This window comes from Pseudomonas sp. LBUM1676, from assembly GCF_059695605.1.
In genome coordinates this window covers 6,193,467-6,213,248 of record NZ_CP166777.1, presented here as the reverse complement: position 1 = coordinate 6,213,248, position 19,782 = coordinate 6,193,467, and the positions used below count along the sequence as shown (strand labels likewise).

Genomic DNA, 19,782 nt, shown 5'->3' with positions numbered 1-19,782 from the left:
CTTTATGCGAATGCGCCTTATGTTACTGGGCGGCGGAAATGCCCTTGGGCAGGCGCTGATTCGCCTCGGTGCGGAGGAAGACATCGGCTTCCTCGCCCCCCGCCCACCGCAAGACGGCTGGGATGCCGCGAGCCTGACGCAACTGCTCGACGACACCCGCCCGAACGCGCTGATCAACCTCGCCTACTACTTCGACTGGTTCCAGGCGGAGACGGTCAGCGAGCAGCGCCTTGCCGGGCAGGAGCGTGCGGTCGAGCGACTGGCCGAACTGTGCCAGCATCACAACATCGTTCTGCTGCAACCGTCGAGCTATCGCGTGTTCGATGGCTCCCGGGCGACTGCTTACAGCGAAAAAGACGAACCGGTGCCCCTGGGCCTGCGCGGTCAAGCCCTGTGGCGGATCGAGCAAAGCGTACGCGCCACCTGCCCGCAGCATGTGCTGCTGCGTTTCGGCTGGCTGCTCGATGACAGTCCCGACGGCACCCTCGGGCGTTTCCTCGCGCGGGCAGAAACACCCGAAGAACTGCTCATGGCCGATGACCGCCGGGGCAATCCGACGCCGGTGGATGATGCCGCCCGGGTGATCATTTCGGTGCTCAAACAACTCGATTGTTCAGCGCCACTGTGGGGCACCTATCATTACGCCGGGCATGAGGCGACCACGCCGCTGGCGTTGGGCCAGGCGATCCTCTCCGAAGCCCGCGCGCTGCATCCGCTGGCCATCGAAGCTCCGACCGCCCAGGCTCACGCCGCGCGCCCGGATGCCGCCGAGGAGCCGCAACACGCGGTGCTGGCCTGCAAGAAAATTCTGCACACCTTCGGCATCAAGCCCCGCGCCTGGCGCGCGGCACTCCCGGGCTTACTGGACAGGTTTTATCGCCATGGCTAACGGCCCAGTTTTAATCACCGGCGGCGCCGGTTTCATCGGCTCGCACCTCACCGACGCCTTGCTCGCCAAGGGCCATACAGTGCGGATTCTCGATGACCTGTCCACCGGCAAGCGCAGCAATCTGGCGCTGGAAAATCCCAAGGTCGAACTCATTCTGGGCGATGTCGCCGATGCTGCGCTGGTCGCTCGGGCGATGGTTGGCTGCAGTGCGGTTGCACACCTGGCGGCGGTGGCTTCGGTGCAGGCCTCGGTGGACGATCCGGTGAAAACCCACCAGAGTAATTTCATTGGCTCGCTGAATGTCTGCGAAGCCATGCGCCAGGCCGGGGTCAAGCGGGTGCTGTTTGCGTCCAGCGCGGCGGTCTATGGCAATAATGGCGAGGGCGAGTCGATCGATGAAGACACGCCCAAGGCACCGCTGACACCCTATGCGTCGGACAAGCTGGCAAGCGAACATTACTTCGATTTCTACCGTCGCCAGCATGCTCTGGAGCCGGTGATCTTCCGCTTCTTCAACATCTTCGGCCCGCGTCAGGATCCTTCCTCGCCGTATTCCGGGGTGATCAGCATTTTCAGCGAGCGCGCGCAGAAAGGCCTGCCGATCACGGTGTTCGGTGACGGTGAGCAGACTCGGGATTTTGTCTACGTCGAAGACCTGGTCGACTTGCTGGTGCAAGCCATCGAGAAACCACAGGTCGAGGTCGGCGCGGTAAACGTCGGCTGGAACCAGGCCACCACCCTCAAGCAAATGCTTGAAGCGCTGGAGTCAGTCGTCGGTCAGTTGCCGCCCGTGAGCTACGGCCCGGCGCGCTGCGGTGACATCCGCCATTCCCGGGCGAACAACCGGCGTTTGCTGGAGCGCTTTAGCTATCCGCCGCAGACCCCGTTGAGCGTCGGCCTGGCGCGGTTGTTGGGTCGCTGAGGTTTGCGCGGCCATGAAAAAGGCGCCTTTCGAGGCGCCTTTTTTCTTCTGAATTTCTGTTGGCTGGACTGACGTCTTCGCGAGCAGGCTTAGAACTTGTAACCCAGCCCAACCATGTAGATGAACGGGTCCACATCGACATTGACCTTGGCGCGAGTACCCTGCGCCACCGCGTTGTTTTCCACGGTCGCGGTGGTGTCGATGTCGATGTAGCGCACCTGGGCATTGAGCATGATGTTGTCGGTGATCATGTAGTCGGCGCCGACCTGGAATGCCATGCCCCAGGAATTCTTCGCCTTGAAGTTACTGAAGCCATTGGCGCTGGCTTCGCTGCCGACGTGTTCATCGAAGATCCAGGTGTAGTTGATGCCCGCACCGACATACGGCTGGAACGCGGACTTGGCGTCCAGCGGGTAGTACACGACGCTCAGGGTTGGCGGCAGGTGTTTCAGGCTGCCGAGTTTGCCGTTGGCCGCGCCGAGGGCGGTACCTTTGATCTTCACGTCATGTTCGAACGGCGTGGCTGCGAGCAGCTCGATCCCCCAGTTGCTGGTGAGCATGTAGGCGAAGTTCAGACCCAGCTGCGTGTCGCTGTTCATCGTGGCCTTGCCACCCAGGTCGGCACCCGCCAACGGGCCTTGATCGACCTTGACGCTGGAGCTGTCGGCTTTCGGGTTGACGGTGATTGCACCGGCGCGAACGAGAATGTCGCCAGCGTCGTGGGCGTAGGCGAGCGGGGCTGCGAGCGCGAGGGCGAACAGCGAAGCGCTGAGCAAGGACTTGTGCATGGAGGCTCCAAAGGACGTTGAAAATGTTCGATGTCCAATGGTACGGAGGCGTCTGACACGGTCTTTTGATTCAGCTCAATGAAACGGTGATGGTCCTTACTTTTGTGGAACCTTTGAGGGCCCCATCGCGAGCAAGCTCGCTCCCACAGGGGATTTGCGTTGATGCACAGATCAAATGGGGGAGCAGCCGGTCGACGCTCGATTGCTCGCGATGGCTATCTAACAAGCACCACATAACTGTCTGATTCACTCCGGCAATTCATACGCATAAATCTTGTCCGCCTCCATCTGATACCCCGCATCCGCCAACTCACTGCTCGATGCCTTGACCTGCAACGCACCCTCGATCCAGTACGGCTGATACAGCTCATCCAGCTTCACACCGACCTCGCTTTTGACATGCACAATCTGGTTCGAAGGCGGTGGCGGTACATGGATGCAGGCGCCGAAATACGGCACCAGCAGAAACTCCGTGGTGCGGCCTTCTTCACTCACCTCCAACGGCACGATGTAGCCAGGCAGGCGAATGTTCTGACCGTCGAGGGCTTTCACCACCGGCGCATTCGGCATGTCTTGCCTGGCCGCGGGCGCCGATTCTGCCGCCAGCGCGTCACCTATCTGCGACAGGTCGTGCAACGGTGTCATGTTCGGCACTTCCGGTGCGGCGTCCGGCGGGATCATTTCTGACCAGGTCAGATCTTTCGGCGTGGCCGCCCACAGTGGCAGGGCGACCAGCATCAACAGCGCAAGCACAGCGCGGGGCATCTTCAACATCCTCATAGTCGGATCGACAGGCCATCGGCCAGCGATTGGCGATACGCGCGCCAGGCCGGCACGCTGCCCATCAGCAACGCGGCGATCAGGATGCCACCGAGCAGCGTCCATTCATATTCGCTAGGCCACGCGAGGGGCAGGTACAAACCGTAATTGGCCTGGACATAACCCTGGGCGGCGGCGATGGCAACGTACAGCAGCGCCACGCCGGCCAACACCCCCGACAGCGCCAGCGCAAACGCTTCCAGCACCAGCAGGGTCGCAATGTGCCACGGTCGGGCGCCCACCGAACGCAGAATCGCCATTTCCCGGCGCCGTTCGTTGAGGCTGGTGAGAATTGCCGTGAGCATCCCGATCAAGCCGGTCAGCACCACGAACAGCGAGACCACGAACAAGGCCTTTTCGGCCGTGCTCATCAAACTCCATAGCTCCTGTAATGCCACTCCAGGCAGGATCGCCAGCATCGGTTCACTACGAAACTCGTTGATTTCGCGCTGCAGGGCAAAGGTCGAAATCTTGCTGTTGAGGCCGAGCATGAACGCGGTGATCGCTTGCGGCTTCAAGTCCATGTTGCGGGCCTGATCGGCACTGATCCGCCCGTTGCCGCGCGCCGGCACCCCGTTTTGCCAGTCGACATGGATTGCTTCCATGCCACCCAGACTGATGTGCAATGTGCGGTCCACCGGGGTCCCGGTGCGCTTGAGAATGCCGACCACGGTGAACGGTTTGTCGTCGTGCTTGACCAGGCTGATCACCGCCACGCCGTGGGCCAACACTAGTTTGTCACCCAGCTTGTAGTGCAAAGCGTCGGCGACTTCGGCGCCGAGCACCACGTCGAACGGATCCGTGCCGAAGGCACGACCGTCGGCCAGTTCCAGGTGTTGTTGGCGGCCATACTGGTAATGCTCGAAGTACGCCGCGGTGGTGCCCATCACCCGATATCCGCGGTGTGAGTCACCGAGCGACATCGGGATCGCCCACTTCACTTTCGGGTTGTTGGCGAAGTGTTCGAAACTGTCCCAGCGGATGTTGTTGGTGGCATTGCCGATGCGGAACACCGAGTACAGCAGCAGGTTCACCGAGCCTGAGCGAGCACCGACAATCAGGTCGGTGCCGCTGATGGTACTGGCGAAACTGGCCTTGGCCTCGGTGCGCACCCGTTCCACCGCCAGCAGCAGGCAGACTGACAGGGCGATGGCGAATGCAGTGAGGATCGCGGTAAAGCGGCGGTTAGCCAGGCTGGCCATGGCTAGACGGAACAAATACATCTCAAACCTCGAACGGGGTCGCGGCGCGATTGAGATCGGCCAGCGACAGATTGCGATCGAACAACGGCGCCAGGCTCTGGTCGTGGCTGACGAACAGCAGGCTCGATCCGGCTTCGCGGCATTCGGCGAACAGCAAGCGGATGAAATTCTCCCGGGCGTCGTAATCCAGGGCCGACGTCGGCTCGTCGGCGATCACCAGTTCCGGCTGACCGATCAATGCGCGTGCGGCGGCGACCCGTTGTTGTTGGCCAATGGACAGCGAATCGGCGCGGCGACCGAGGATGTTTTGATCCTTCAACCCCAGATGAGCGAGCAGGGTGGCGGCGGCCTGATCGATGCTGCCGTGGCGCTGGATCGCCCGTTCCGCGCGCAGCCTGGAGAAATGGCAGGGCAGCTCGACGTTCTCGCGCACCGATAGAAACGGCAGCAGATTGAATTGCTGGAAGATGTAGCCGGTGTGATCGACGCGGAAGCGATCACGCGCGCTGGCGCCGAGTTCGGTCAGCTCCTGGCCGAGCAATCGGATACTGCCTCGATCAGGCTTCTGCACCCCACCAAGCAGCCCGAGCAAAGTGGTCTTGCCGCTGCCGCTGGGGCCTTTGAGGAACAGGGTTTCGCCAGGTTCCAGGCGAAACGCCGGGATATCCAGCAGCGGCGGGTGACCGGGCCAGCTGAAGCCCAGGTCGGACAGTTCGATGAGTGCTTGGGTCATGTGAAACCGGTCAGATGATGGGTGAACCCTTGTAGGAGCGAGCTTGCTCGCGATAAACCTGAGAGCGCCGCGGGGTGTCAGGCTTTCAGCGTTATCGTTGACTACCATAGCGAGCAAGCTCGCTCCTACAGGGGATTGGAGATGAATTCAGAATTTCAGGGCGGCCGCCTCGGCCGTCACTTCAACGCCTTGCTGCCCGCTCGGGCTGATCAGTTGTAGCTGAATTTTCCTGGTCGCCGGGAAGGTGTTGAAGATGTTCGCCAGGTCCAGGGTTTTCAGGGCGCTGGGGGCCGAGCAACTGAATTGGTAATGCGCGTGGATTTCACTATGGTCGTGGTGATGCTCATCTTTGCCATCTTCAAGGTGATCATCGTCGGCATCCGGCTTGCCGCCGAACAACGGGCTTTCCAGTTCCTGGGTCGTGACCACGCAGCCAGCGGCTTTGGGCAGGTTGAACAATACCAGCGGTTTCTCAAGCTGCGCACGGACCGCGGCGACCTTGGCCTTGTCGGCATCGGTAGTGGCGGCGTGTTCGAAGCCCACCAGGTTCATCGCCGGGCTTTGCAGTTCCAGCTCCAGGGTCTGGCCATCCAGGGCCGCGTTCAGGCGCCCGACGCCGTGTTCGTGGGCGCCGAGGCTGCCGTGCTCATGGTCATGTTCATGTTCATGTTCATCACCTGCCTGGGCGACGGCCAGCGGCAGCAAGGCAAACGGTAGAGCGAGAAGCAAACGGCGCATGACGAGTCTCCGCAATAAATGACTATTTTGTTATGTAATCTTATAACGTAAGCGCGCAGAGTTTGACCGCCCGCTTGGCGTTGCACAAGTCCCATGGGAGCATGTGAGTCACAAATGTGCAGGAGCAGACTCATGTTGCGTGTACGCGGAAGCATCGGCGACTGGCCGGTGGATTTGACCCTGGAGCTGGATGACGCGGACTGGGCACGGCTGGGAGCGCAGTTGGAGGTGGTCAAGCCTGAAGCCAGCGCAGCGCCGGCCAAACCTGTGAATCAGGATGATGCGCAGTGGCAGATCGCAAAGGATTTGCTGCGCAAAGCCGGGCAGTTGAGCGGGCCGGATTTGCTGGAGCAGCTTGAAGGATTGACCGGCAGCGCGGCGTCGGGCAAGCGGCTGCTGGTGCGTTTGCGGCATTGCCCGGACGTAAAGGTAGAGAGCGGCGGGGATACGCCGCTGTACCGCTGGCTGTAGGCGCCGGCTTGCTGGCGATGAACGATGACGCGGTGTGCCTGTAACACTCAATACAGCGCGGCAAACAACTTGCGACGGTACGTGGTCACCAACGGATGATCGTTGCCCAGCAGCTCGAACACCTGCAGCAAGGTCTTGTGCGGCAAGCCTTCGCTGTAGCTGCGATTGCGGATGAACAGCTTGAGCAACGCATCCAGCGCCGCGTCGTACTGCTGGCGGGCCAGCTGCTGGATCGCCAGTTGATACACCGCTTCATCGTCCTGCGGGTTTTTCGCCAGGCGCGCTTTCAGGTCCGCCGCATCCGGCAGGTCCCTGGCCTGGCCGAGAAACTGGATTTGCGCCTTGGCGCCAGCCAGGGCCGCTTTGTGCTCATCGCTCTTGACCGCGTCGAGCACGGTTTGCGCTTCACCCAGCTCGCCACGTTCGGTCAGGCAGCGAGCGTAGAGAATCAGCGCGCTGGCGTTGCTGTTGTCTTCGCCCAGCAGCACCTTGAGAGTGGCTTCGGCGTCGGCAAAGCGGTTGTCATCGAACAGTGCCTGAGCCTGTTCGAGCGGATCGGCAGCGGCCGGTGGCGGCATCTGCACATGAGGTTCAAGCATCGTGCGGACCGCGGATTCCGGTTGTGCACCGGCAAAACCGTCCACCGGCTGACCGTCCTTGAACAACACGACCGTCGGCAGGCTGCGAATGCCGAAACGCGAGACGATGTCCGGTTCGACGTCACAATTGACCTTGGCCAGCAGCAATTCGCCCTGATAGCTCTCGGCGATGGTTTGCAGCATTGGCATCAGCGCCTTGCACGGCGCACACCATTCGGCCCAGAAATCCACCAGCACCGGTTTGTGGAAAGAGTTCTCGATCACCGATTGCTCGAAGTCGGCAGTCGTGGCGTCGAAGATGTACGGCGTTTCCTGACTCATGAGGGATCTCTTGGAAGCGTGAATGGGGTAACTATACGGCTTGGCGGGGTGTGGCTGGAAGCGGGGTGGTCTTTGGGTATGTGTCGTCTGACAGGGCGCCTTCGCGAGCAGGCTCGCTCCCACAAGTGTTTTGTGAGCGCCGCAGAACCAAATGTGGGAGCGAGCCTGCTCGCGAAGCTTTTAACTATCGCCGCGCGTGGTACAGGCTCACATGCCGAAACTCTTCAGGCTCGGCCAGATCGGGCAAGGTCAGCGCCTCCAGCATTTCGATACGCCGATACAACGGATGACGAAAATCCCTCACCCGCGAATCCGCCACCAGCGCCTCCCGGCCGCGACTCAGAAATTCGTCGAGCAACGGCAGGTTCGCCCGGTCATACAGCACATCGGCCACCAGAATCAGATCAAACCGATCCGCCTCGGCAAAAAAATCCGTCGAGTAGCTGAGCTGTACCCCATTGAGTTCGGCATTCGCCCGACACGCGGCAATCGCCAGCGGGTCCAGGTCGCAGGCCACTACCTCCAGCGCCCCCGCCTTCACGGCGGCAATCCCCGCCACCCCGGAACCGGCGCCGAAATCCAGCACCCGCTTGCCTTTGACCCACTGAGGGAACTCAGCAAGATAACGCGCCACCGCCAGCCCGCTGGCCCAGCAAAAGCTCCAGTACGGCGGCTCGTGGAGAATGCGCCGGGTTTCTTCCGGGCTGAACGCGCGGTCCATGTTGTCGCCGTCGATCAGCCACAGCTTCAGTTCGGTCTCCGGCAAGGCACAGGCCACCAGCTGTGCATCACCGAGCAGTCCGGCCAGCGCCTGTTGCAGGTCGAGCGGTGCAATCATGGTGCTTTGACGAACTGCAGTTGACCCATCGCCTGGGTCGTTGGCTGGCTGATGACTTGCGACGGCAGGTGCAAAATCAGCTGGCCGGACTGGCTGGCGCGGCCACGCAGCTCAACGCGAGCCCCGACCGGAAAGGATTGCGGGTTGAAGCGCAGGCGAAACGGCAACAGCTGATTGGTACCGATCAGGCTGGAACTGGCGAGCAATTGCTGCGGGCGGTCCTGATTGTCGACCACCAGCAGCGCCAGTTCGACTTCAGCACCTGCCGGCACGCCTTGCAAAGTGCCGCTCAATTCACGTTGATGCGCGGGCAGCGGGCCGAGGTCGGCAGACTCTTTGGCTTTCTTCTGCGCCTGTTGTGGTGCAGGACCGGGGGGCGGTGGCTGCGGCGCATCGCTGCTACAGGCCACCAGCAGGCTGAAAAGACTGAGCAAAATAAGGGGTCGAAACGACATGGGCGGCTCCAGCAAGGTGAAATCCATAGATAGCCGTCTGTATACCGCAAACCCTATGGCTTGTCTTGCCACCGGGATGCGCTACCATGGCCCTCCCTTTTTTTGTTGCCTGCCACCATGCACTGTCCCTTCTGCGGTGCCAACGACACCAAGGTCATCGACTCGCGTCTGGTCGCCGAGGGCGAACAGGTGCGCCGCCGGCGCGAATGCCTGGCCTGCGGCGAACGTTTCACGACGTTCGAGACTGCCGAACTGGTGTTGCCGCGCCTGATCAAAACCGACGGCAGCCGCCAGCCGTTCGACGAAGAAAAACTGCGTGCCGGCATGCAGCGTGCGCTGGAGAAGCGCCCGGTGAGTGTCGAGCGCCTCGAATTGTCGCTGGTGCACATCAAACACAAACTGCGCGCCACCGGCGAACGCGAGGTCAAATCCCTCGTGGTCGGTGAACTGGTGATGGCCGAGCTGCAAAAGCTCGACGAAGTCGCCTACATTCGTTTCGCCTCCGTGTATCGACGCTTCCAGGACCTCAACGAGTTCCGCGAAGAGATCGATCGCCTGGCCCGTGAGCCGGTGAAAGAATGACCCTCTCCCCAGAACTTGCCATCCTCGACGCTCATTACATGGCCCGCGCGCTGGAACTGGCGCGCAAAGGTCACTACACGACGCACCCCAACCCGCGGGTAGGTTGCGTGATCGTGCGTGACGGGCAGTTCGTCGGCGAAGGCTGGCACGAGCGCACCGGCGAACCCCACGCCGAGGTCCACGCCCTGCGCGCTGCCGGCGACAAGGCGCGGGGAGCCACCGCTTACGTGACCCTCGAACCGTGCAGTCACCACGGGCGCACGCCGCCCTGCGCCGATGCGCTGGTCAATGCCGGTGTAGCCCGGGTCGTTGCCGCAATGCAGGACCCGAACCCGGAAGTCGCCGGTCGTGGCCTGCAACGCCTGGCCCAGGCCGGCATCGCCACCGAAAGCGGCGTGCTCGAAGGCGAGGCACGCAAGCTCAACGAGGGCTTTCTCAAGCGCATGGAACACGGTTTGCCGTTCGTGCGGGTCAAGTTGGCCATGAGCCTCGACGGTCGCACGGCGATGGCAAGCGGCGAAAGCCAATGGATCACCGGCAAAGCGGCGCGTTCAGCGGTGCAACGCCTGCGTGCCCAGGCCAGCGTGGTACTGACCGGCGCCGACACGGTGCTGGCGGATAACGCTCGCTTGACCGTGCGTGCCGATGAATTAGGCCTGGACGCGGCACAAACGGCCTTGGCGATGAGCCGTCCGCCGCTGCGTGTGCTGGTCGACGGCCGTCTGCGCGTACCGCTGGACGCGCCTTTCTTCAAGGCCGGGCCGGCGCTGGTCGCCACCTGCATGGCAGTCGAAGAACAATACGCCAACGGTCCGGAATGCCTGATCGTGGCCGGCGACGATGGCTTGGTCGACCTGCGCAGACTGCTGGTCGAGCTCGCCAACCGTGGGGTCAACGAAGTGTTGGTCGAGGCGGGCCCGCGTCTTGCGGGGGCTTTTGCCCGGCAAGGCCTGGTCGACGAATTCCAGATTTTCATCGCCGGCAAGTTCCTGGGCTCCTCGGCACGGCCGCTGCTGGACTGGCCGCTGGCGCAAATGAAGGATGCGCCCGAGCTCAAAATCACCGAAATTCGCGCGGTCGGCGATGACTGGCGGGTCACTGCCATTCCTTCGCCAGCGGCGAGCGTATAATTCCCGGCCTGCGCCACGCGACGGCTTTGTTCTCGAGGAGGACTTCATGTTTACCGGCATCATCGAATCCATCGGCAGTATTCGTGCATTGACCCCAAAAGGCGGAGATGTGCGGGTACACGTAGCAACCGGCAAGCTCGATCTGAGCGACGTCAAACTGGGCGACAGCATCGCGGTCAACGGCGTGTGCCTGACCGCGGTTGAATTGCCAGGCAACGGCTTTGCGGCGGACGTCAGCCGCGAAACCCTCGACTGCACCGCGATGAACGACCTCAAAAGCGGCAGCCCGGTGAACCTGGAAAAAGCCCTGACCCCGACCACTCGCCTCGGCGGGCACCTGGTCAGCGGGCACGTCGATGGCGTGGGCGAAGTGGTTGCCCGTACCGAGAATGCTCGCGCTGTGGAGTTCCGCATCCGCGCGCCGAAAGAGCTGGCCAAGTACATCGCCCATAAAGGCTCGATCACCGTCGACGGCACCAGCCTGACCGTGAACGCAGTCGATGGCGCCGAGTTCCTGCTGACGATCATTCCGCACACCCTGAGCGAAACCATCATGGCGTCGTACCAGCCAGGTCGCCGGGTGAACCTGGAAGTCGACTTGCTGGCCCGTTATCTGGAGCGCCTGTTGCTGGGCGACAAGGCCGCCGAGCCAACGTCCGGTGGCAACATTACCGAAAGCTTCCTGGCCCAAAACGGCTACCTCAAATCCTGAAGCTCAAATTCTAAAGAAGGGGGGTGCCTTGTGGCGCTCAATAGCATCGAAGAACTGGTTGAAGACATCCGCCAAGGCAAGATGGTCATCCTCATGGATGACGAAGACCGCGAGAACGAAGGCGACCTGATCATGGCCGCCGAGTGCTGCCAGCCGGAACACATCAACTTCATGGCCAAGCACGCCCGCGGCCTGATCTGCATGCCGATGAGCCGCGAGCGTTGCGAACTGCTGAAGCTGCCTTTGATGGCGCCGCGCAACGGTTCCGGCTTCGGCACCAAGTTCACCGTGTCCATCGAAGCGGCCACCGGTGTGACCACCGGCATTTCTGCCGCCGACCGTGCGCGTACCGTGCAGGCTGCTGCCGCAAAAGACGCCAAGGCTGAAGACATCGTCAGCCCGGGCCATATCTTCCCGCTGATGGCCCAGGCCGGCGGCACCCTGGCCCGTGCCGGGCACACCGAAGCAGCGTGCGACCTGGCGCGCATGGCCGGTTTCGAGCCGAGCGGAGTGATCTGCGAAGTGATGAACGACGACGGCACCATGTCCCGTCGCGCCGAACTGGAAGCTTTTGCAGCCGAACACAACATCAAGATCGGCACCATCGCCGATCTGATTCACTATCGGATGATCCACGAGCGTACCGTTCAGCGGATTGCCGAGCAGCCCCTGGACAGCGAACTGGGCCAATTCAACCTGGTGACCTATCGTGATTCCGTGGAAGGCGACGTGCACATGGCCCTGACCCTGGGCACCGTGTGCGCTGACGAGCCGACCCTGGTCCGGGTGCACAACATGGATCCGCTGCGCGACCTGCTGATGGTCAAGCAGCCCGGCCGCTGGAGCCTGCGCGCCGCCATGGCTGCGGTCGCCGAGGCCGGCAGCGGTGTGGTGCTGTTGCTCGGTCACCCGCTCGATGGCGACGTATTGCTGGCGCACATCCGTGAAACCGCGGAGCACGTCCCGGCGAAAAAACCGACCACCTACAGCATCGTCGGTGCCGGTTCGCAGATCCTTCGGGACCTGGGCGTGCGCAAAATGCGCCTGATGAGTGCGCCGATGAAATTTAATGCGATATCCGGTTTCGATCTGGAAGTTGTAGAATACGTGCCCTCCGAATAATGACCGGCAGTTTGCGGGCCTGTATTCGCGGTTAACAAATCACTGAGGGACGCGTAGAAAACGCGTCCCGGCTCTTTAAGAGATCTAACGAATGACCCTGAAGACCATCGAAGGTACCTTCATCGCCCCTAAAGGCCGCTACGCTCTGGTAGTGGGCCGTTTCAACAGCTTCGTGGTTGAAAGCCTGGTCAGCGGTGCAGTTGATGCCCTGGTTCGCCATGGCGTGAGCGAAAGCGACATCACCATCATCCGTGCGCCTGGCGCCTTCGAAATCCCGCTGGTTGCGCAGAAAGTCGCTCAGAAGGGCGAGTTCGCAGCCATCATCGCCCTGGGCGCGGTCATCCGTGGCGGTACTCCGCACTTCGAATACGTGGCGGGCGAGTGCACCAAGGGTCTGGCCCAGGTGTCCATGGAGTTCGGCGTGCCGGTCGCTTTCGGCGTACTGACCGTTGATTCCATCGAACAAGCCATCGAACGTTCCGGCACCAAGGCCGGTAACAAAGGTGCCGAAGCTGCCCTGTCCGCCCTGGAAATGGTCAGCCTGCTGGCGCAGTTGGAGGCCAAGTGATTAGCGACGATAGCGATCGTTTCAACCCGCGCGATCCAAAGCCTGCGGATGCCGGCAAGCCATCGAAAAGCGTCAAGCGTCGCGAAGCCCGTCAGCTCGCGACCCAGGCGCTGTACCAATGGCACATGGCCAAGCAGTCGCTGAACGAGATCGAAGCGCAGTTTCGGGTCGATAACGATTTCAGCGATGTCGACGGCGCCTACTTCCGTGAAATCCTGCACGGGGTTCCGGCGCAGAAGGACCGGATCGACGCCGCACTGGCACCTTGCCTGGACATCACGATCGACGAGCTGGACCCGGTTGAGCTGGCGGTTCTGCGCCTGTCCACCTGGGAACTGCTCGAACGCGTCGACGTGCCGTACCGCGTTGTGATCAACGAAGGTATCGAGCTGGCGAAAGTCTTCGGTTCCACCGACGGCCACAAGTTCGTCAACGGTGTGCTCGACAAACTGGCCCCGCGTCTGCGTGAAGCTGAAGTGAAGGCGTTCAAGCGCTGATCGGCGCTTGAATTCAGTGTCCTGTCTCGCCGATGCGTTCCTTTTTTGGCGAGTGGCTGTTGTTGTCAGGCAAGGAGCCGCGACGAGTCATAGCGCGCTATGGCGAGGAGTGGCGACGCAGTCTGGCGACAACAGACGCCGCTAAAAAAGGAACAGCATTGGTGAGACAGGATACCTGATGGGTGAGTTTGAGCTGATCCGCAATTTCTTCGCCGCCGCGCCTTGTGCGCAAGGCGGCGAAGGCGTTGCCCTCGGAATCGGCGATGACTGCGCCTTGCTGGCTGTTCCTCCCGGGGAGCAGTTGGCGATTTCCACCGACACCCTCGTGGCCGGTGTGCACTTCGCAGATCCTTGCGACCCGTTTCTGCTCGGCCAGCGCTCGCTGGCCGTGGCCGTCAGCGATCTGGCGGCCATGGGCGCCACCCCCGTTGCCTTTACCCTTGCCCTGACCTTGCCGACGGTGGCCGACGATTGGCTGCGGGCCTATGCCCGTGGTTTGAACCTCATGGCGCAGCGCTGTGGCGTCGCGCTGGTGGGCGGCGACACCACCCGTGGGCCGCTGAGCCTGACCATGACCGTGTTCGGTCGTGTGCCGGGTGGCTTGGCGTTGACCCGTAGCGGAGCTCAGCCGGGCGACCTGTTGTGCGTTGGCGGTGAGTTGGGCAATGCCGCGGGCGCCTTGCCACTGGTGCTCGGTCAGCGCACGGCTGAAGCGGCCATCGCCGATCCGCTGCTGGCGCATTACTGGTCGCCGCAACCGCAGCTTGGGCTGGGCATGGCATTGCGGGGCAAGGCGACCTCGGCGCTGGACATCTCCGACGGCCTGCTCGCTGACTGTGGGCATATCGCCCTTGCGTCGAAGGTCGGCATTCAGGTTGAACGTGAGCGTTTGCCGCTGTCGAAGGCTTTAGTGGCCTTCCTCGGTCAGTCAGGCGCGGAAGCGGCGGCCCTGAGCGGCGGTGACGACTACGTGCTGGCCTTCACCTTGCCATCCGCCGAGTTGCCACCCTTGATGGCCGGCGGTTGGCCGATCCATGTGGTAGGCCGGGTAACCGCGGGGCAGGGCGTGACGCTGCTGGATGCCAACGGGCACGACATCACCCCGCAAACCCGGGGTTATCAACATTTTCGGGAGACACCGTGACAGATCATCCCAATCAAGTCCCGGCGGAATTCGTACCGCCCTCGGTCTGGCGCAATCCATGGCATTTCCTGGCGTTCGGGTTCGGCTCGGGCACTTTGCCAAAAGCACCAGGTACCTGGGGTTCGTTAGTTGCGCTACCCTTTATCCCGTTGTGGCAAATGCTGCCCGACTGGGGTTACTGGCTGATGCTGGGCATCACCATGCTGTTCGGCGTCTGGTTGTGCGGCAAGGTCGCCGACGATTTGCGGGTACACGACCACGAAGGCATCGTCTGGGACGAAATGGTCGGGATGTGGATCACCCTGTGGCTGGTACCGGAAGGTTGGTATTGGTTGCTGGCGGGTTTCCTGGTGTTCCGGTTCTTCGACATCCTCAAGCCGTGGCCGATTCACTGGATCGACCGACATGTGCATGGTGGCTTCGGGATTATGCTCGACGATGTATTGGCAGGGGTGTTTGCGTGGTTGGCGATGCAGGGGTTGGTATGGATTTTCGCCTGAGGGACGGAACAGGGGACTAGGGATGGCTAGACGCTGGTGGCTGGTGATGGTGTTGGCGATGTTGGGTGCGCTTGCCCAGGCGGCGGATGCGCCGGCGACCCCGTCCGTGATTCATCTGGCCAGTGAAGACTGGGAAGACTATACCGCCGCCGACGGTCACGGTCTGGGCTGGGACGTACTGCGCGAAGTGTTCGAGCCGGTCGGTGTCAAACTGGACATCCGCACCGAACCCTACATCCGCTCCATGGGTCTGGCCCAGCGGGGCGAAGTGGATGCCTGTGTCGGTTCCTACCGTGACGAGGCCAGCGATCTGCTCTATCCACGCTGGAACTTCGATACCGATCACATCTATGCCCTGGGACTGTCCAGTAACCCGGCGCCAACCCCGGAAACCCTGGGCAATTATCGACTGGCCTGGGTCCGCGGCTACGATTATCAGGACTACCTGCCCAACGTGCGTCGCTATAACGAGGTCTTGCGGCGTACCGGGATCCTGTCGATGCTGGTGCACAATCGCGCCGACTTTTACATCGACGCGTTGACTGAGGTCGATTACGTCGTCAGGCGGGCCAGGGATCCGTCGCAGTTCAGTCGTACCCACATCGCGGAATTGCCGTTGTACCTGTGCTTCGCCGATACGCCCAGGGCCCGTGCATTGATGGCGCTGTTCGATCAGCGCATGGCCGAGTTAGTGAAAAGCGGCCGGCTGAAACCGATTTTCGAGCGCTGGAAACAACCCTATCCATTTGACGCGAATTAAACACCGATCAAATGTGGGTTGAGGCCAAACCAGTGATCAAACTTTTAGATCGTTATGCGCCATAATTCAGCCTAAGCGTCTGCTGGAACCTGCTGTTACAATGCCGCGTCTGCGAATCTCCAGTACCTATAGATCAGGAGCACACCGGTGCCTGTCGTTTTTGTCGCCGCTTCCAAGCTGCCAACGCCGTTTGCGCAATTCACCATGCACGGCTTTCTCGATGAAGAGAACGGGCGCGAGCACGTCGTGCTGAGCCTGGGTGAGTTCATCGACGGTGCCCCGGTACTCGGCCGGTTGCACTCCGAATGCCTGACGGGTGATGCCTTGTTCAGCCAGCGCTGCGACTGCGGCTCGCAACTCGAGGCCGCCTTGCAGGCCATCGCCCGTGAAGGCCGTGGCGTGTTGCTGTACCTGCGTCAGGAAGGTCGTGGCATCGGCCTGCTGAACAAGATCCGTGCCTATGAGCTACAGGATGGCGGGGCCGACACCGTTGAAGCCAACGAGCGCCTGGGCTTTGCCGCCGATCAGCGCGATTACGCCATGTGCCTGCCAATGCTGCAGCACCTGGGCGTGGAATCCCTGCGTTTGATGACCAATAACCCGCGCAAGGTCAAAGCGTTGACCGACATGGGTATCGTAGTCGCCGAGCGCGTACCGCTGCACACCGGCCACAACCCGCACAACAAACTCTACCTGGCCACCAAGGCCAGCAAGCTCGACCACATGATGGGCAACGAGCATCAGGGCGAGGTAGACCGGGCGTGACCCGCGGTCAGGTGCGGCGGCGACTGTCGGTCAATTGGTGGCAGTATCTGGCGCTGGCCCTGGTGCCTCTGTTCGTGATCAATGGCGTGTTTGGTCAGGGCGAGGCGATCCTGCCGGTGCTGGCAATGCCATTGTTTATCGCCGGTGTGGCCTCGATGTTTGTCAGCCTGAAATTCTTTGGTGGCTACAAGCACGGCCTGATCGCCACTCATAAAGCCCTCGACACACCCGAAGAGCCCGCCGCCTGGATCGCCCTGGCCGCCAAGCGTCGCACGGCGTTTCTGGCTGCCAGCCTGCCGGCGTGGATCGGCGCCCTGGCCGTGTTCGTCGGCCTGGAAGCGGTGCCGCTGATGCTGCTGGCGCTGTCGACCCTGGTGCTGTTCTACCTCTACCGTATTCCGCGTCAACTCGGGTGATGCGATCGGCATGGCTGGCGGTTTTGCTGCTGGCCGTCAGTGGTTCGGTGGTTGCGGTCGAGCGCGTTGTCAGCCTTGCACCCTCTCTGTCCGAAATCGTCGTCGAACTGGGTTCGGCCGACCTTCTGGCAGGCGTGCTGGATGCCGGTGAGCGTCCTGCCGAGCTCAAGGATCTTCCCTCCGTTGGCCGTTATGGCCAGTTGGACATGGAGCGGCTGCTTAGCCTGAAACCCGATTTACTGCTGCTCTGGCCCGGCAGCATCGGCCCGGCCCAGCGTGATCAACTCCAGCGCCTGAACATTCCTGTCTACGTCGCCGAACCGCACAGTCTCGAGCAACTCGCTGCTCAGATCGAGGCGATAGCCACACAGCTCGGCCGGCCGGAGCGTGGTGTTTCCCAGGCTGCCGGTTTGCGTCAACGCCTGGATTCACTGCGTCAGCGATATCGACGGGATGAGCCGTTGCGGGTGTTTTATCAGGTGTGGGATCGACCGCTGTACACCGTCGGTGGCGGGCAGATCATCAGCGATGCGCTGCAAGTGTGCGGGGCGCGCAATGTGTTTGCCGACCTGACATTGCCAGCACCGCAGGTCAGTGTGGAAGCCGTGTTGCAGCGTAATCCCGAAATGATTCTGGCCGGTGATCAGGCGCAGCTTGATGCGTGGAAGGCGTGGCCGCATGTGGCGGCGGTGGCGCAGGGACGGTTGTTGCTGGTGACGGACAAGGGCCTGGAGCGGCCGAGTGGGCAGATGATCGAGGCGACGGCCAAGTTGTGCCAATTGATTGCGCCGGACCGCTGAGACCGAGGTGCGGCCTTCGCGAGGAGGCTCGCTCCCACATTGAACCTCTGTGCGACACAAACCCCGATGGGAGCGAGCCTGCTCGCGAAGAGGCCAGCCCAAACACCGCTGGTTTCTGATCAGAGTTCTGGGGTCCAGGTCACCCCGAACATCCACGCCCGACCTTCCTCCCGATAGCCATACTGACTACCTTCATGGCTATACAGCGCCCGGCTGTAACCCTTGTCCAGCAGGTTATCCACCTTCAGCTCAAGCTTGACCTCGCGATTCAGCTCCCAACTGCTGCGCAACCCCAGCAATGCGTACCCACCCAGCGGCTGCTGATTGTTCTCATCGTCATAGCTGCTGCTCACCGCCTGCCAGCTGGCGCCGAGGCCCAGGCGATCGAACTGTCGATCCAGATCCAGGCTCAAGGTCCGCCGCGCACGACGGGCCAATGTGTGACCACTGTCACGATCCCGCGGGTCGATGATCGCCACACCCAGGTTGCTCTGCCAACCAAACAGCTCCTGCTTCAATGCCGCTTCAAATCCATTGATTCGCGCCGAAGCAACGTTCTGCGGGCGCGAGTTGCTGCCGAAAATAATTGCGTCTTCCAGGTCCGTGCGATACAGCGAAGCTTCCAGGCGACTGGACTCGGTCAACTGGCTGCGCCATTGCAGCTCGTAGCTTTTCGATGTCTCGGGCTTCAGGTCCGGGTTGCTGAAGTCCGGGTAGTACAGGTCGTTGAAGGTCGGCGCACGGAAACCTTCGCTGTAGGTCAGCAGCAGGTCGTTGTCCGGGTTCACTGGCAGATTCAATGTGCCGCTCCAGCTGTTCTGGCCGCCGAACTGCTGGTTCTGGTCCCGGCGCAGACCCAGTTCGGTGGAGAAACTGTCCGCCTGATAACGATGTTGAATGAACGCCGCGCGATTCCAGCGGCTGTCCTCATCGAATGGCGTGTTGCTGTTGATACTGTCTTCGTACCAGTCGCCACCCAGGATAAGGCTGTTGCGCTCATCGAGCGTCAGGTCGTTCTGCCAGTTCACCGAGTCACGGTAGGTATTGAACACGTTGCGTTCGTCACTGAGTTTATCGAGGGTATTCTCGCGGTTTTCGCTATGACCGAACTCGACGCGGGTTTTCCAGATGTCGTTGACCCGGGCATCAACATAGCTGCTGAGGCTGCTGACGGTAAAGTCGCTGTAGGGTTGCTGCTGCACCGACTCAGAAGTGTCCGGGTCGAAGCGGCCGAATGGATTGTCGAACTCGCTTTTGCCGCGGTTATCCAGCAGGTTGGCACCGATTTCGATGTCATCGGTGAGGGCGTGGCTCAGGCTCAAACTGACTGACTTGTTACGGTACTCGTCGTGATCGCCATCGCTCGGATAAGACTCATGGGTGCGATTGATCCCGGCGGTTTCATCGAGGCTGGCGCCGAGGTTGAAGCGGGTCTGCTCATCACCACCGGAAAGGCCGAGGCTGCGCTCCCAGGTCTGATTGCTGCCAAAGCCCACATGCATGCGCGGTTGCAGGCCTTGTTCCGCGCCACGACGGGTAAAGATCTGAACCACCCCGCCAATCGCATCGCTGCCGTAGATCACCGAGCGCGAGCCGCGCAGCACTTCCACGCGCTCGACCTGTTCAATGTTGATGTGTTGCAGGTTGCTGTCGCCGGACGTGGAATTACCGACGCGTTGACCATCTACCAGCACCAGGCTTTGCGCCGACTTGGTCCCGCGAATGTAGATCCCCGGCAGACTGCCTCGGCCCCCGGTTTGCCCGATCTGCACACCCGGTACCCGGCGCAGCAGATCGGTGACGCTGCCCGGTTGCAGGCGGTCGATGTCTTCACGGGTGAACACGGTGTTGGCGGCGCTGCTGTCGTTGCGGGCTTCGACCTGGCGGTTGGCGCTGATCAGCACGTCGGGCAGCTTCAGCGCCTGGTCGCGTTCGAAGGTGTCGGCCAGGAGTTGGCCAGACGGCAGAAGCGTCAGCGTCAGGGCGAGGCGGGAGAGTTTCATCGGTAATC

General features: G+C 61.8%; 24 protein-coding genes. 15 read left to right on the top strand and 9 right to left on the bottom strand.

What is annotated here, in order from left to right; all coding sequences use genetic code 11:
* Nucleotides 1–4: 4 nt before the first annotated feature.
* Together ACA041_RS28730 and pgnE are read left to right on the top strand one after the other, a co-directional pair.
* The gene (locus ACA041_RS28730; protein ID WP_497438881.1) at nt 5–889 is read left to right on the top strand and encodes a sugar nucleotide-binding protein; all 885 of its coding nucleotides are present in this window, start codon (nt 5–7) and stop codon (nt 887–889) included.
* Nucleotides 882–1,811 (top strand): UDP-N-acetylglucosamine epimerase PgnE, encoded by a 930-nt coding sequence (gene pgnE / locus ACA041_RS28725; RefSeq protein ID WP_497438880.1) that lies wholly within the window; start codon nt 882–884, stop codon nt 1,809–1,811. The genes ACA041_RS28730 and pgnE overlap by 8 nt, the downstream gene beginning before the upstream one ends.
* 89 nt (nt 1,812–1,900) lie before the next feature.
* On the opposite strand, the gene ACA041_RS28720 is transcribed toward pgnE, so the two are convergent.
* The 5 genes from ACA041_RS28720 to ACA041_RS28700 form a co-directional block, all read right to left on the bottom strand.
* Nucleotides 1,901–2,599, bottom strand: coding sequence for an OmpW/AlkL family protein (locus ACA041_RS28720; protein ID WP_497438879.1), 699 nt, complete (start codon nt 2,597–2,599; stop codon nt 1,901–1,903).
* 246 nt (nt 2,600–2,845) lie between these two features.
* Nucleotides 2,846–3,364, bottom strand: coding sequence for a DUF3299 domain-containing protein (locus ACA041_RS28715; protein ID WP_497438878.1), 519 nt, complete (start codon nt 3,362–3,364; stop codon nt 2,846–2,848).
* Nucleotides 3,365–3,375: 11 nt separating this feature from the next.
* Nucleotides 3,376–4,641: an ABC transporter permease gene (locus ACA041_RS28710; protein ID WP_497438877.1), complete on the bottom strand. Its 1,266-nt coding sequence runs from the start codon at nt 4,639–4,641 to the stop codon at nt 3,376–3,378.
* Between the two features lies 1 nt (nt 4,642).
* Entirely contained in the window at nt 4,643–5,353 is a 711-nt protein-coding gene (locus tag ACA041_RS28705; protein WP_497438876.1) for an ABC transporter ATP-binding protein, read from the bottom strand.
* Nucleotides 5,354–5,500: 147 nt separating this feature from the next.
* Entirely contained in the window at nt 5,501–6,091 is a 591-nt protein-coding gene (locus tag ACA041_RS28700; RefSeq protein WP_497438875.1) for a DUF2796 domain-containing protein, read from the bottom strand.
* A gap of 132 nt (nt 6,092–6,223) precedes the next feature.
* On the opposite strand from ACA041_RS28700, the gene ACA041_RS28695 reads away from it, so the two are divergent.
* A complete protein-coding gene (locus tag ACA041_RS28695) occupies nt 6,224–6,562 on the top strand; it encodes a hypothetical protein (RefSeq protein ID WP_497438874.1) in 339 nt (112 codons plus the stop codon).
* A 47-nt stretch (nt 6,563–6,609) separates the two neighbouring features.
* On the opposite strand, the gene trxA is transcribed toward ACA041_RS28695, so the two are convergent.
* From trxA to ACA041_RS28680, 3 genes are all read right to left on the bottom strand, one after another.
* Complete coding sequence (trxA, locus tag ACA041_RS28690; protein ID WP_497438873.1) at nt 6,610–7,482, bottom strand: thioredoxin; 873 nt, start codon at nt 7,480–7,482, stop codon at nt 6,610–6,612.
* A 184-nt stretch (nt 7,483–7,666) separates the two neighbouring features.
* Complete coding sequence (locus ACA041_RS28685; protein WP_497438872.1) at nt 7,667–8,320, bottom strand: class I SAM-dependent methyltransferase; 654 nt, start codon at nt 8,318–8,320, stop codon at nt 7,667–7,669.
* The gene (locus ACA041_RS28680) at nt 8,317–8,775 is read right to left on the bottom strand and encodes a YbaY family lipoprotein (protein ID WP_497438871.1); all 459 of its coding nucleotides are present in this window, start codon (nt 8,773–8,775) and stop codon (nt 8,317–8,319) included. The genes ACA041_RS28685 and ACA041_RS28680 overlap by 4 nt, the downstream gene beginning before the upstream one ends.
* A 117-nt stretch (nt 8,776–8,892) precedes the next feature.
* Between ACA041_RS28680 and nrdR the strand changes: the two genes are divergently transcribed.
* From nrdR to ACA041_RS28620, 12 genes are all read left to right on the top strand, one after another.
* Nucleotides 8,893–9,357, top strand: coding sequence for a transcriptional regulator NrdR (gene nrdR / locus ACA041_RS28675; RefSeq protein ID WP_461966542.1), 465 nt, complete (start codon nt 8,893–8,895; stop codon nt 9,355–9,357).
* Nucleotides 9,354–10,487 carry a bifunctional diaminohydroxyphosphoribosylaminopyrimidine deaminase/5-amino-6-(5-phosphoribosylamino)uracil reductase RibD gene (gene ribD / locus ACA041_RS28670; protein ID WP_497438870.1) on the top strand — a complete coding sequence of 378 codons (1,134 nt, stop codon included), beginning with the start codon at nt 9,354–9,356 and terminating at the stop codon, nt 10,485–10,487. The genes nrdR and ribD overlap by 4 nt, the downstream gene beginning before the upstream one ends.
* Nucleotides 10,488–10,533: 46 nt before the next feature.
* Complete coding sequence (locus ACA041_RS28665) at nt 10,534–11,199, top strand: riboflavin synthase (protein ID WP_497438869.1); 666 nt, start codon at nt 10,534–10,536, stop codon at nt 11,197–11,199.
* 30 nt (nt 11,200–11,229) lie between these two features.
* Complete coding sequence (gene ribBA / locus ACA041_RS28660; protein ID WP_497438868.1) at nt 11,230–12,321, top strand: bifunctional 3,4-dihydroxy-2-butanone-4-phosphate synthase/GTP cyclohydrolase II; 1,092 nt, start codon at nt 11,230–11,232, stop codon at nt 12,319–12,321.
* A gap of 91 nt (nt 12,322–12,412) precedes the next feature.
* A complete protein-coding gene (gene ribH, locus ACA041_RS28655) occupies nt 12,413–12,889 on the top strand; it encodes a 6,7-dimethyl-8-ribityllumazine synthase (protein ID WP_003228649.1) in 477 nt (158 codons plus the stop codon).
* On the top strand, nt 12,886–13,386 hold the full coding sequence (gene nusB / locus ACA041_RS28650) for a transcription antitermination factor NusB (protein ID WP_307341202.1): 501 nt from the start codon (nt 12,886–12,888) through the stop codon (nt 13,384–13,386). The genes ribH and nusB overlap by 4 nt, the downstream gene beginning before the upstream one ends.
* A gap of 178 nt (nt 13,387–13,564) precedes the next feature.
* Complete coding sequence (thiL, locus tag ACA041_RS28645) at nt 13,565–14,530, top strand: thiamine-phosphate kinase (protein WP_497438867.1); 966 nt, start codon at nt 13,565–13,567, stop codon at nt 14,528–14,530.
* On the top strand, nt 14,527–15,030 hold the full coding sequence (locus ACA041_RS28640; RefSeq protein WP_497438866.1) for a phosphatidylglycerophosphatase A family protein: 504 nt from the start codon (nt 14,527–14,529) through the stop codon (nt 15,028–15,030). Before thiL ends, ACA041_RS28640 begins: the two co-directional genes overlap by 4 nt.
* A gap of 22 nt (nt 15,031–15,052) precedes the next feature.
* Complete coding sequence (locus tag ACA041_RS28635; RefSeq protein WP_497438865.1) at nt 15,053–15,790, top strand: substrate-binding periplasmic protein; 738 nt, start codon at nt 15,053–15,055, stop codon at nt 15,788–15,790.
* Nucleotides 15,791–15,937: 147 nt separating this feature from the next.
* Nucleotides 15,938–16,555 carry a GTP cyclohydrolase II gene (gene ribA / locus ACA041_RS28630; protein ID WP_497438864.1) on the top strand — a complete coding sequence of 206 codons (618 nt, stop codon included), beginning with the start codon at nt 15,938–15,940 and terminating at the stop codon, nt 16,553–16,555.
* On the top strand, nt 16,552–16,971 hold the full coding sequence (locus ACA041_RS28625; protein WP_497438863.1) for an MFS transporter: 420 nt from the start codon (nt 16,552–16,554) through the stop codon (nt 16,969–16,971). Before ribA ends, ACA041_RS28625 begins: the two co-directional genes overlap by 4 nt.
* Nucleotides 16,971–17,771 carry a cobalamin-binding protein gene (locus ACA041_RS28620; RefSeq protein WP_497438862.1) on the top strand — a complete coding sequence of 267 codons (801 nt, stop codon included), beginning with the start codon at nt 16,971–16,973 and terminating at the stop codon, nt 17,769–17,771. Before ACA041_RS28625 ends, ACA041_RS28620 begins: the two co-directional genes overlap by 1 nt.
* Nucleotides 17,772–17,890: 119 nt before the next feature.
* On the opposite strand, the gene ACA041_RS28615 is transcribed toward ACA041_RS28620, so the two are convergent.
* Nucleotides 17,891–19,774, bottom strand: coding sequence for a TonB-dependent receptor domain-containing protein (locus ACA041_RS28615; RefSeq protein WP_497438861.1), 1,884 nt, complete (start codon nt 19,772–19,774; stop codon nt 17,891–17,893).
* Nucleotides 19,775–19,782 lie beyond the last annotated feature (8 nt).